The sequence below is a fragment of the Stenotrophomonas sp. 109824_Sma genome (genome assembly GCF_056480025.1).
In genome coordinates this window covers 410,001-422,681 of record NZ_CM151078.1, presented here as the reverse complement: position 1 = coordinate 422,681, position 12,681 = coordinate 410,001, and the positions used below count along the sequence as shown (strand labels likewise).

Sequence of the window (12,681 nt, the reverse complement as noted above, 5' to 3'; positions counted from 1 at the left end):
TATTCCTGTAGAGCCGAGCACAGGCTCGGCTCTATAGCGGCGAGGCGACACTGAACCGGTTGTCCGCCCGCTTCGCCAGCTCGCCCTGCACGCGTGCGATGCGCGTCTCCAGATCGCCTTCCAGCAGCACGTACTCGACACCCTCTGCCTGCAGCTGCGCCAGGTACCACGCATGCTGCTGCGACCGGAAGGCTTCGCCCACGCGCGTGCCATCCTGGTCGAACGGAATATCCGGCGCGCACAGGAACAGCAGGTCGTAGCGTCGTCGTGCCGCCTGCCGCAGCGGCTCCGGCGCCGTGCCGAACATCCAGCCGCTGTACCCCAGCGTTACCCACGGCGTGGTATCGCAGAACAGCCAGCGATGCGCGCGCCGCGCGGCCTCGTCTTCGTGCTGTGGCTGTGTCATTGCAATGCGAAGCAGATCGTCCGGCGTCAGTTCTCCGCCCTGCTGCTCCCACAGGGTGCGGCCATACTCCGGCACCCAGGCGGTCTGCAGGCGCTCGGCCAGCACGCGCGCCAGCGTGGTCTTGCCACTGGACTCGCCACCGATGAACGCCACGCGCTGCACGTAGTCCGGATACACCTCGGCGGAAAGGCTGTGCCGATGCGCATGTGGATCGGCACGCAGCTGGGTGCCGCAGGCCTGTCCGACGTCCAGCGCGCGCTCCAGCCGCTCATGTCGCACCGGAGTGCCGAAGTGCGTGGCCAACGCCTGTGCGAAGCCGTCTCCATAGTCCTCACCGGTGTACACCGCCTGCACCGGCCCACCGAACAGGTTCAGGCACAGCCAGGCGGTGAAGTCGCGCTGCACCTGTTCGTCATCACTGTCCTGCGGCAGCGTGCGCACGGGCAAACCGTGCTGCGTGCACAATGCCGCCAGTCGCGAGTCATCCAACACCGCCACCGTCGCCTGCGGGAAACGCGCACGCAGCCAACGCTCGCGGCGCTCGGCACTGTAGCCGGCAAAGCCCGGCTGCGACCAGCCGATCACCAGCAACTGCTGGCAGCGCGTGGCGGCGAAGTCGATCAATCGTTCATGGCCGAGGTGCAGCGGGCAGAACTTGCCCACCACCAGCCCCCGCGCAGCACGCTCAGGCAGCGGCATCGGCCGCACTGGCCTCGTTGCGCATCAGGTGCCGCCAATGGCGCAGGGCCACCAGCGCGTTGATCCAGAAGCCCACGTACAGGATCGAGGTCAGGTGCAGGCCACGGCTGTAGTACAGCGGCACTGCAACGGTGTTCACCAGCAGCCACACCCACCACGATTCCAGCTTGCGCCGCATCATCAGGATCTGCGCGATCACGCTCAGCACCAGCACCGCCGAATCGATGTACGGCGCATAGGCATTGGTCAGTCGGGTCAGCATCCAGCCGTAGCCGAAGGTGGCCACCACCGCCAGCGGCGCCAGCCAGGCCCATGCCCGCGGCCGCAACGAGGTGATCGGCAGCGGCGCGCCATGGTCGCCGCGCAGCCACTGCCACCAGCCCAGCACACTGATGGCGATGAAGAAGAACTGCAGCACCATGTCCGCGTACAGGTGCGATCGTTCGAACACGGCGGCAAACAAGGCACAGCCGACGATGCCCAGCCACCAGGTATGCACGTTGTTGCGGCCGGCCAGCAGGATCGAGCCGGCGACGGCGATGTTGGCAGCCAGCTCCAGCTGGAAGCTCGGGTCGGACAGGTTCATGGGGCTATTGTCGTGGATCCGCGCGCTGCGTGGACAACTCGGCAGAACCACGCCATGCGTGGATGCCCCACAGACCACCCCACAAAAAAGGCCCCGCTCGCGCGGGGCCTCCTTCGTACTGCTTCAGGCAATCGCCCGAATCAGAACTTGTACTGCATCGAAGCTGCCAGCACGTCGCCGCTGACCTTGTACTTGCCGGTCACGGTGTTGCCGGTGGCCGAGGTCGAGGTGACGTTCGGATCCTTGGTGAACAGGTGGGTGTAGCCCACGCTGTATTCCATCTTGTCCGAAGCCGCGTAGGTCAGACCCAGCGACAGCCACTTGCGGGTGGTGTCCGGCACGCGCACGTCGCGGTGGGCGTCGGTGGTCGGGGTCTGGTCGTAGGCGAGACCGCCGCGCAGGGTCAGCTTCTCGTTCATGCGGTACTCGGTACCGATCGACGCGAAGGTGGTGTCGCGGTAGTGGAACGGCAGCACGCTGTCCGGCTGGTTGGAGTCATAGTCGACGGTAACCTGGTCGAACTTGCTCCAGGCGGTACGCGTGACTTCGGCCATGATCTTCCACTGGTCGTCCACGCGGTGGGTGAAGCCGATGGTGGCGCTGGCCGGCAGGGTGATCGAGGCACGACCCTTGCTGTCGATGAAGGTGCCCGGTGCGGCGGCGGCCAGGAAGGTCGCGGCATTGCCCGGAATGGTGAAGTCGGCCTTGCCGTCGTTGATCTTGTGCTTGACCTGCGAACGGTAGCTGAAGGCGATGTTGGTGCCTTCCACCGGGCTGACGGTCATGCCCAGGGTGTAGCCCATCGACACTTCGTCACCCTTGATGCGCAGGTAGCCATCGGCGGTGCCCGGAGCAAAGCCCTGCTGGGCCATGGCCACGGCGGCCTGACGCGAGGCGGCGGCAGCCTGGGCGGCGGTGCCACCGGCGGCCAGAACGGCAGCGGCGGCCTTCTGCTGGGCGCTGGCGTTGATCGCGGTGCCGGTATCGACGGCACTGGTCAGGTCGACGTTCAGGCGCTCGGCGAACACCGAAGCACCGAACGACAGGTACGGGTTGATGTCGTAGGAGAACGCGACGCCCAGGTCGATCGCCTGCAGCTCGGTCTTGACGCCGTTGTAGCGGCCGACCCAGTCACGGTCGTATTCGGTCTTGAAGCCGAACGGCACGGTCAGCGATGCGCCGAAGTGCATGTTGTCGTTCTCGCCGAACGGCAGGTGGAAGTAGGCCGCCGGAACCGGGGCGATCATGCCGGCGTCGCCGCCGTTGCCGCCGGAAATCGGAGCGCCGTTGGCGTACTTGCCCTGGCCACGGAACTTGGCGCCGAAGCTGATGGCGCTGACGTCGCCCTGCAGCATGGTGCCGTCGAGCAGGCGCATGGAGGCCGGGTTGGTGGCGATGACCGAGGCGTCGCCTTCGGTCGAGGTGGAGCCGGCGAACGCACGGCCGAGGCCCTTGGCGCTGTTTTCCTTCAGCTGGAAGGCGGCGGCGTTGGCATCGGCGGCGGCCAGCGCACCGGCAACGCCGACGGCCAGCAGGGTCAGACGGGCAATGGTGGAAGCGGTTTGCATCGTAGTTCTCTCTCCGGTAAGCGGTGATGTTGCTCTGAGTGCGCCTGCGCCCGGCCGGCCCTGGGGCCCTTCGGAGCGCGCCGGATTCCCCTCCCGACATACGACGCCGTATGCGAGTATTACCCAGAGCTGTTAATGAAACAATAACAGCACCTGCGCTTTTTTCGTCTCAAAAGCTGAACAGGACAATCCCCGCCGCAGGCGTCGTCACGCTAGGCTTATGCCCATGTTCGTCTCCCTCCCGTCGCGCAAGAAGGCGGCCCTGCGCTGGGCCACGCCCGTGCTGTTCGCGTCATTGTGGCTGGCATTCCTATGGTCGATCTCGCGCCCGGACGATGCCCGCGGCAGCCTCTGGCTGGACTGGGGCGCCCTGTCCACCGGACTGACCCACCCGCTGGACTGGTGGGCGACCCTGCAGGACGGCAGCGTACTGCGCCTTTTCACCGCGCTGTTCCTGCACGCCGACTGGTCGCACCTGCTGGGCAACCTGGTGTTCCTGCTGATCTTCGGCCTGCCCGCCGAGCGGGTGCTGGGGCCCTGGCGGTTGCTGCTGTTGTTCCTGGTGGGCGGCGCGGTGTCCAACCTGGTGGCGATCTACACCATGGGCAGCCCGGACCAGATCATCATCGGCGCCAGTGGCGCGGTGTCGGCGCTGATCGGCGCCTACCTGGCCCTGTTCCCGGGCGCGCGGCTGGGCGTGGTGATCCCGCTCGGCCTGTTCCTGGAGTTCGTGCGCGCCCCGGCCTACCTGCTCATCGGCGTCTGGGCCGCGCTGCAGGTGGTGTTCGCCCATATCGGCCCCAGCTTCGGCATGGTGGCTTGGTGGGCGCACATCGGCGGCTTCCTGTTCGGCCTGCTGTATGGCGTGTACGTGCGCGCGGCGATCGCGCGCCGGCTGCGCAAGCGCCACGGGTTCTGACACTGGGTAGTGCCGGCCGCTGGCCGGCTCCTCGCTCACCCGCTCGTTCGTAGATCAGTCGAGCATGGCTCGACTCTACAGAATCAGGGCTTGGCCGGGACCGGAGCGGGCTTGGCTTCCGGCGTGCTGTCCGCCTTCGGTTCGACCTTCGGCTCCGGCTTGGCTTCGGGCTTCGCCGCAGCGGCCTTCGCGGCCTTGGCCGCATCCGCTTTCGCCGCTTCGGCCTTCAAGCGTGCAGCCACCGAACCCGGGTTCTTCAGCTCGGCCAGCGCGTCGTTGATCGGGCCATCGCCCGGCAGCACCGCACCGGCGTGGTAGCCCTCGGTGCCTTCGTCGTCGCCGCGCAGATGGCCCGGCAGGGTCGCTTCGCTGTAGTCGCTCAGGCTGGCCGGCAGTGCATCCTCGGCCGGCGTGGCGACGGGCTTCAGTTCGACGTCCGGCACGATGCCGGTGGCCTGGATCGACTTGCCGCTGGGCGTGTAATAGCGCGCGGTGGTCAGCTTCACCGAATCACCGTTGTCCAGCGGCAGCACGGTCTGCACCGAGCCCTTGCCGAAGGTACGGCTGCCAACCACGCGCGCACGCTTGTTGTCGCGCAGTGCGCCGGCAAGTACTTCCGATGCGCTGGCCGAACCGGCATCGGTCAGCACGACCACCGGTGCGCCCTTCAGCAGATCACCCGGGGTCGCGTCGAAACGGGCATCGCTGATGCTGATGCGACCGCGGGTGCTGACGATGTTGCCCTTGTCGAGCAGATCATCGGCCACCTGCACGGCGGCGGTCAGCAGGCCACCCGGGTTGCTGCGCAGGTCCAGCACCAGGCCCTTGAGCTGGCCACCGGACTGCTTCTGCAGCTGCTGCACGTGCTTCTGGAAGTCCGAACCGGTATCGGCCTGGAAGGTGCTCAGGCGGATATAGCCATAGCCGGGCTCCAGCAGGCGGCTGCGCACGCTGGTCACGCGGATGGTCTGGCGGGTCAGGCTCACGTCGAACGGCTTCGGCTTGCCTTCGCGCACGATGGTCAGCACCACCTTGCTGCCGGCCGGGCCGCGCAGCGGCTCGCTGGCGTCGATCGCGCTGATCGGCTTGCCGTCGATGGCAATGATCAGGTCACCGGCGAGGATGCCGGCCTTGGCCGCCGGGGTGTCGTCGATCGGCGAGATCACCTTCATGCTGGCGTTGTCTGGCTGCTGCTGCAGCTCCACGCCGATGCCCTCGTAGGCACCATTGGCCTGCTCGTCGAAGGCCTGCGCGTCTTCCTTGTTGAAGTAGGTGCTGTGCGGATCGAGATCGAGCAGCAGGCCACGCACGGCCGACTGCATCAGCTTCTTGTCATCGACCGGGTCGACATAGGCGGCGCGCACCGCGTTGTACACGGCCACGAAACGGCGGATTTCCTCCAGCGGCACCTTCGAGGTCACCGCCTCCTCGCTGTTCGCTGCCTGCCCGCTGGTTTCCTGGCTCGGGGCGGGCGCGGTCTGCTGCGCCCAGGACAGCGCTGGCAACAGGGCCAGCAAGAGGGTGGCGGTACGGGCTGCGCGCATGGATCACTCCTGTCGACGTTGGCATCGTGCCCAAGGCACATGCACCGATTATGCGCGAAGCACAGCTAAATTCCCGTTGAATCCGGCCCGCATCCGGCAGGCCTGGATTCAGCGCCGCTGCAGCCAGCTGTCCGGGTTGACCGGCTGCCCGCCACGGCGCAGCTCGAAGTACAGCGCGGTGACACCCTGGCCACCGGAATTGCCGACCTTGGCCACCGCATCACCGCGGCTGACCCGTGCGCCGGCATCCTTCAGCAGGGTGTCGTTGTGGGCATACAGGCTCATGTAGCCATTGCCGTGGTCGACGATCAGGATCATGCCGTAGCCGGTCATCCAGTCGGAGAACACCACGGTGCCGTCGGCCACGGCCGTGACGGTGCTGCCGGCCGGCGCGCCGATCAGCACGCCGCTGCTGGTACGGCCATCGGGCAGCTTGCCGCCATAGCGGGCCAGCAGGTTGCCGGACAACGGCCAGCCCAGGCCACCGACCTTCGGTGCCGGTGCCGATGCCACCGCAGGCGGAACCTTGGTGGGCGGCGGCGGTGGCCGGCCCTGTGCGGCGGCCTGGCGTGCGGCCCGCTCGGCAGCGGCCTTTTCGGCGGCGGCCCGACGCGCCGCCGCGCGACGCTCGGCTTCGGCCCGGGCGGCCGCGGCACGCAGGTTGGCCAGCAGCGTTTCCAGCGCCTTGGCATCCTGCCCCAGTGCCTGTTCCTTCTCGCGCCGGTCCTTGAAGCGTTCGTCCAGCGAGGCCACGGTCTGCGCGCGGTCGCGGCGGTCGGCCGCCAGCGTCGCAGCCTGCTGCTTCTGGTCCTGCTGCGCCCCCTGCAGCTTCTGCTTGCGCTCGGCGATCTGCGCCTGCAGCGCTTCCAGTTCCTTCAGGTCGGCGGTGAGCGTGGTGATGCGCTGCGCACGTTCGCGCTGCAGGTAGCGGTGGTAGGCCAGCGCACGATTGGCATCAGCCACCGTGTCCTGCGACAGCAGCAGCTTCAACGGTGCATGATTGCCCAACTGGTAGGCCGCGCGCAGCAACCCGGCCAGTTCGCGGTGCTGCTGGGCCAGGTTGGCCTGCAGCGTGCTGCGGTGCTGTTCGGCTTCGGCCAGCGCCTGGTTCTGCTCGCGCAGGGCCGACTCGGTCCGCGCAAGGGCGCGGCCACTGCGGGCCACCTTCTCGTCGGCCTCGCGCAGCTGCTGGGATGCCTGGCCACGCTGCCCCTCGATCTGCCGTCGTTCCTGCGCCACGCCCTTCAGCTCGGTGCGCAGTTTCTGCAGCTTGCGCTCGGTCTCGCGGGTGGTCTGCGCGGCGCCGGGCAGCGGCAAGGCCAGTGCCAGGACCAGCCCCAGCAGCAGGCAACGCCCGCCGCGTACGGCGGCGATGTGATGTCGGCGTGATGGGAAGGCGTTGTCGCGCAAGGGCTTTCCAGTGACTTCAGGCAGTTGCGGGGGGTACCGGGGAATGGTGACATCTCCGCACGCGGCCTGCCAGCCGCACATCCATCGAGGTCCCCATGAAAACTCTATCCATTCCGCTGCTGTTGGGCGTACTGCTGGTCACCGGGCCGGTCTGCGCCCAGGAGAACATCAGCAAGGTCAACGGCAGCATCAGCGCCGAGCCGGGTCAACGCTACGGCAAGCTGGACACCGTCAACGGCGGCATCCGCGTCGGCGAAGGCGTCGAGACCGGCAGCATCGACACCGTCAACGGCGGGGTGAAGGTCGCCGACCGTGCGCGCACCGGCAAGATCGAAACGGTCAACGGCGGTGTCCGCCTGGGTCGCGAAGTGATCGCCAGCGGCGGCGTCAGCACCGTCAACGGCAGCATCTTCACCGATCGCGGCAGCCAGATCGAAGGCGGCGTCGAGACCGTGAACGGCGGCATCGGCCTGGTTGAAAGCCGCGTCGGCAAGGACGTGGAGACCGTCAACGGTGACATCACCGTCGGCATCGGTTCGCAGGTCAACGGCAGCGTGCATGTGCGCAAGCCGAACTTCAGTGTCTCGCTGACCGCCAGCCGCAAGCCGCGCGTGATCATCGGCCCCAACGCGGTGGTCAGTGGGCCGCTGCAGTTCGAGCGCGAGGTGGTGCTGTACGTGCATCGCACCGCGCGCATCGGCCCGGTCACCGGTGCCGAGCCGATCCCGTTCGATACCGAAACCGCGCCAGCCGACTGAATCCATCGAACCTGCCGGTTCGGTGATACTCGCGTTTACCGGTCGCGCATGAGGTGCGACCGCCCTTTGTTCTCCAGGAATCGACGATGCCCCGCAAACTCCTCCTGTGCCTGGCCGCCGCGGCCGCGCTCAGTGCCTGCAAAGGCGAAGACACCCCGGCAGCCACGCCGGCCACCGATACCGCTGCCGCGAAGCCGGCCGCCCATCAATTCTCTCCGGAGATCAACGCCGGAGACTTCGCCGAGATGGTCAAGACCCTGGCTTCGGATGAGTTCGAAGGCCGCGCCCCGGGCAGCAAGGGCGAAGAACTGACGGTCAACTACATCCGCGACCAGATGCAGCGCATCGGCCTGCAGCCCGGCAACGGCGACAGCTGGTTCCAGGACGTGCCGATGACCGAGACTACGGCCGACGAATCGACCGTGCTGACGATCACCCAGGGCGGCAAGACCACCGAACTGAAGTTCGGCACCGACATGGTGGTCGGTACCCGTACCGGCCAGGCCGAGGTGAAGGTCGATGCCAGCGACCTGGTGTTCGTCGGCTACGGCGTCGATGCGCCGGAGCAGAAGTGGAACGATTACGCCGGCCAGGACTGGAAGGGCAAGACGGTCGTCATGTTCGTCAACGATCCGGGCTTCCATGTTGATGACGCGAAGCTGTTCGACGGCAAGCGCATGACCTATTACGGCCGCTGGACCTACAAGTTCGAGGAGGCCGCCCGCAAGGGTGCTGCTGCCGCACTGATCGTTCACGACACTGCCGGCGCGTCCTACGGTTGGGACGTGGTGAAGAATTCCTGGGCCGGCCCGCAGTACGACCTGCCCGCCAAGGATGACCCGGAGGCCCGGATCCCGGTGCAGGGCTGGCTGAGCGCCGACGCCGCCAAGGCGCTGTTCGCCGGTGCCGGCCTGGACCTCGCCCAGGCCTACAAGGACGCCAGCAAGCGTGGTTTCAAGCCGGTGCCGCTGAAGGCCACCGCTGCGGTCGACCTGAAGAGCCAGATCGCACAGAAGCAGTCGCGCAACGTGGTCGGCGTGCTGCCGGGCAGCAAGCGCGCTGACGAAGCCGTGCTGTACATGGCGCACTGGGACCACCTGGGCAAGCATGAGGGTGAGACCGGCGACAACATCTACAACGGCGCAGTCGACAACGCCACCGGCGTGGCCGGCATCCTCGAGGTGGCCGAAGCCATGGCCCACCAGGAACCGAAGCCGGAGCGTTCGGTGGTGTTCCTGGCGGTGACCCTGGAAGAGTCCGGCCTGCTGGGTTCGAAGTACTACGTCGCCCACCCGACCTTCCCGCTGGACAAGATCGCCGGTGTGATCAACATTGATGCGATGTCGGTGGCCGGCCGTGCCAAGGACGTGACCGTCACCGGCTTCGGCAGCTCGGAGCTGGAGGACATCCTCAAGCCGCTGGCCGCCGCCCAGGACCGTACCCTGCACGGTGAGACCTCGGTGCAGAGCGGCTTCTACTTCCGCTCCGATCACTTCAACTTCGCCAAGGCCGGTGTGCCGGCCCTGTACGCCGATGGCGGCGAAGACCTGCGCGAGGGTGGCGTGGAAGCAGGCCGCAAGGCTGCGGCGGATTACGGCGCCAACCGTTACCACGGCCCGAAGGACGAGTTCGACGCGGCCACCTGGAAGCTGGACGGCACCGTCGAAGACCTGCAGCTGATGTACGGCGTGGGCAAGGAACTGGCCGGTGGCGATCGTTGGCCGAACTGGTATGCAGGCAATCCGTTCAAGGCGGCCCGCGACGCGATGATGAAGGACAAGGCCCCGGCCAAGTAAGTCGGGCCATGCTCGACTGAACATCGTTTGGAGCAGAGCGGCGCCCCACGGGGCGCCGCTTTTTTTGCGCGCTGCCATTGGTGGGTGCCAATCTTGGTTGGCACCTCTTTACACGGCGAGCGCCCCATCCACGCGTGGCGTGGATCTACTGGTAGTGCCGGCCGCTGGCCGGCAAACGGCAGCGGGTGCATCGACTCATCCGCCAGCCAGCGGGCGCCACCACCCGCATTTCCTGCGCACAAAGAAAAACCCCGCTGCATGAGCAGCGGGGTTTTGGGTGTAAACCCTGGCGATGACCTACTCTCGCATGGCTTGAGCCACACTACCATCGGCGCAGCTGCGTTTCACTTCCGAGTTCGGGATGGGATCGGGTGGTTCCACAGCGCTAATTTCACCAGGGAGACGGTTGCAGCAGCGCTTGCAGCGCCAGCTTCGCGATCTTGCCCGTGGGGCGGAAGGGACCCGGAAAATGCAGTGCCTTCACTTAATAAGAAAAACCCCGCTGCGTGAGCAGCGGGGTTTTGGGTGTAAACCCTGGCGATGACCTACTCTCGCATGGCTTGAGCCACACTACCATCGGCGCAGCTGCGTTTCACTTCCGAGTTCGGGATGGGATCGGGTGGTTCCACAGCGCTAATTTCACCAGGGAGGCTTTTGGAGAGTCGCACTCGTCCCGGGGGACAAGGCGCCAGCCTCGCATAGTTCTTGTGACGTAGCGTGCACTTGGATGCTCTTACGACGTTGTCGTAAAGCCAAGGCAACTTGAGGTTATATGGTCAAGCCGCACGGATCATTAGTATCAGTTAGCTCAATACATTGCTGTACTTACACACCTGACCTATCAACCACGTAGTCTACATGGTTCCTTCAGGGGGCTTGTGCCCCGGGAGATCTCATCTTGAGGCGCGCTTCCCGCTTAGATGCTTTCAGCGGTTATCGCTTCCGAACATAGCTACCCGGCAATGCCACTGGCGTGACAACCGGAACACCAGAGGTTCGTCCACTCCGGTCCTCTCGTACTAGGAGCAGCCCCTCTCAAATCTCCAACGCCCATGGCAGATAGGGACCGAACTGTCTCACGACGTTCTGAACCCAGCTCGCGTACCACTTTAAATGGCGAACAGCCATACCCTTGGGACCGACTACAGCCCCAGGATGTGATGAGCCGACATCGAGGTGCCAAACACCGCCGTCGATATGAACTCTTGGGCGGTATCAGCCTGTTATCCCCGGAGTACCTTTTATCCGTTGAGCGATGGCCCTTCCATACAGAACCACCGGATCACTAAGTCCTAGTTTCCTACCTGCTTGATCCGTCGATCTTGCAGTCAAGCACGCTTATGCCTTTGCACACAGTGCGCGATGTCCGACCGCGCTGAGCGTACCTTCGAGCTCCTCCGTTACTCTTTAGGAGGAGACCGCCCCAGTCAAACTACCCACCATACACGGTCCCCGACCCAGATAATGGGCCCAGGTTAGAACGTCAAGCACGACAGGGTGGTATTTCAAGGATGGCTCCGCTGCAGCTAGCGCCACAGTTTCATAGCCTCCCACCTATCCTACACAGACGAACTCAACGTTCAGTGTAAAGCTATAGTAAAGGTTCACGGGGTCTTTCCGTCTTGCCACGGGAACGCTGCATCTTCACAGCGATTTCAATTTCACTGAGTCTCGGGTGGAGACAGCGCCGCTGTCGTTACGCCATTCGTGCAGGTCGGAACTTACCCGACAAGGAATTTCGCTACCTTAGGACCGTTATAGTTACGGCCGCCGTTTACTGGGGCTTCGATCAAGAGCTTCGCCTTGCGGCTGACCCCATCAATTAACCTTCCAGCACCGGGCAGGCGTCACACCCTATACGTCCACTTTCGTGTTTGCAGAGTGCTGTGTTTTTGATAAACAGTCGCAGCGGCCTGGTTACTGCGACCCTCTTCAGCTATAGCTCGCACGAGCCACCAAAAAGGGTGCACCTTCTCCCGAAGTTACGGTGCCATGTTGCCTAGTTCCTTCACCCGAGTTCTCTCAAGCGCCTGAGAATTCTCATCCTACCCACCTGTGTCGGTTTACGGTACGGTCTGCGTAAGCTGAAGCTTAGGAGCTTTTCCTGGAAGCGTGGTATCAGTGACTTCGCCATAAAGGCTCGTCTCGGTGCTCGGTCTTAAAGGATCCCGGATTTGCCAAAGATCCAAACCTACCGCCTTTCCCCAGGACAACCAACGCCTGGTACACCTAACCTTCTCCGTCCCTCCATCGCACTTACGCGAGGTGCAGGAATATTAACCTGCTTCCCATCGACTACGACTTTCGTCCTCGCCTTAGGGGCCGACTCACCCTGCGCCGATTAACGTTGCGCAAGGAAACCTTGGGCTTTCGGCGTGCGGGTTTTTCACCCGCATTATCGTTACTCATGTCAGCATTCGCACTTCCGATACCTCCAGCAGACTTCTCAATCCACCTTCAACGGCTTACGGAACGCTCCTCTACCGCGCATAACAAAGTTATGCACCCCAAGCTTCGGTTCACTGCTTAGCCCCGTTAAATCTTCCCCGCAGACCGACTCGACCAGTGAGCTATTACGCTTTCTTTAAAGGGTGGCTGCTTCTAAGCCAACCTCCTGGCTGTCTGTGCCTTTCCACATGGTTTTCCACTTAGCAGTGAATTTGGGACCTTAGCTGTGGGTCTGGGTTGTTTCCCTTTTCACGACGGACGTTAGCACCCGCCGTGTGTCTCCCATACAGTCCGTCTCGGTATTCGGAGTTTGCAATGGTTTGGTAAGTCGCGATGACCCCCTAGCCATAACAGTGCTCTACCCCCGAGAGGATACATATGAGGCGCTACCTAAATAGCTTTCGAGGAGAACCAGCTATCTCCGGGTTCGATTAGCTTTTCACTCCTAATCACACCTCATCCCCTACCTTTGCAACGGGAGTGGGTTCGGGCCTCCAGTGCGTGTTACCGCACCTTCACCCTGGGCATGACTAGATCACCCGGTTTC

At 64.5% G+C, this 12,681-nt stretch carries 8 protein-coding genes and 3 rRNA genes (1 of these 11 cut by a window edge); 3 read left to right on the top strand and 8 right to left on the bottom strand.

What is annotated here, in order from left to right; genetic code table 11:
- Positions 1-31: 31 nt before the first annotated feature.
- The 3 genes from ACZK1G_RS01935 to ACZK1G_RS01925 form a co-directional block, all read right to left on the bottom strand.
- Positions 32-1,105, bottom strand: coding sequence for an AAA family ATPase (locus ACZK1G_RS01935; RefSeq protein ID WP_101764788.1), 1,074 nt, complete (start codon positions 1,103-1,105; stop codon positions 32-34).
- Positions 1,092-1,691: a nicotinamide riboside transporter PnuC gene (pnuC, locus tag ACZK1G_RS01930; RefSeq protein ID WP_101764787.1), complete on the bottom strand. Its 600-nt coding sequence runs from the start codon at positions 1,689-1,691 to the stop codon at positions 1,092-1,094. The genes ACZK1G_RS01935 and pnuC overlap by 14 nt, the downstream gene beginning before the upstream one ends.
- A 140-nt stretch (positions 1,692-1,831) precedes the next feature.
- Positions 1,832-3,259, bottom strand: coding sequence for an outer membrane protein transport protein (locus ACZK1G_RS01925; RefSeq protein ID WP_087921279.1), 1,428 nt, complete (start codon positions 3,257-3,259; stop codon positions 1,832-1,834).
- 226 nt (positions 3,260-3,485) lie between these two features.
- On the opposite strand from ACZK1G_RS01925, the gene ACZK1G_RS01920 reads away from it, so the two are divergent.
- A complete protein-coding gene (locus tag ACZK1G_RS01920; RefSeq protein ID WP_014035716.1) occupies positions 3,486-4,178 on the top strand; it encodes a rhomboid family intramembrane serine protease in 693 nt (230 codons plus the stop codon).
- Positions 4,179-4,261: 83 nt separating this feature from the next.
- Here ACZK1G_RS01920 and ACZK1G_RS01915 read toward each other — a convergent pair whose 3' ends face one another.
- Entirely contained in the window at positions 4,262-5,722 is a 1,461-nt protein-coding gene (locus tag ACZK1G_RS01915; RefSeq protein ID WP_101764786.1) for a S41 family peptidase, read from the bottom strand.
- A 108-nt stretch (positions 5,723-5,830) separates the two neighbouring features.
- On the bottom strand, positions 5,831-7,132 hold the full coding sequence (locus ACZK1G_RS01910) for a murein hydrolase activator EnvC family protein (RefSeq protein ID WP_101764785.1): 1,302 nt from the start codon (positions 7,130-7,132) through the stop codon (positions 5,831-5,833).
- A 95-nt stretch (positions 7,133-7,227) separates the two neighbouring features.
- Between ACZK1G_RS01910 and ACZK1G_RS01905 the strand changes: the two genes are divergently transcribed.
- A complete protein-coding gene (locus ACZK1G_RS01905; protein ID WP_197621979.1) occupies positions 7,228-7,890 on the top strand; it encodes a DUF4097 family beta strand repeat-containing protein in 663 nt (220 codons plus the stop codon).
- 86 nt (positions 7,891-7,976) lie between these two features.
- Positions 7,977-9,686, top strand: coding sequence for a M28 family metallopeptidase (locus tag ACZK1G_RS01900; protein ID WP_101764783.1), 1,710 nt, complete (start codon positions 7,977-7,979; stop codon positions 9,684-9,686).
- Between the two features lie 284 nt (positions 9,687-9,970).
- Here the strand turns inward: ACZK1G_RS01900 and rrf (ACZK1G_RS01895) are convergent.
- The 3 genes from rrf (ACZK1G_RS01895) to ACZK1G_RS01885 all read right to left on the bottom strand — a co-directional run.
- Positions 9,971-10,085 (bottom strand): 5S ribosomal RNA (rrf, locus tag ACZK1G_RS01895).
- A 133-nt stretch (positions 10,086-10,218) separates the two neighbouring features.
- Positions 10,219-10,333, bottom strand: a 5S ribosomal RNA gene (gene rrf, locus ACZK1G_RS01890).
- 125 nt (positions 10,334-10,458) lie between these two features.
- Positions 10,459-12,681, bottom strand: a 23S ribosomal RNA gene (locus ACZK1G_RS01885); it runs 657 nt beyond the window's last position.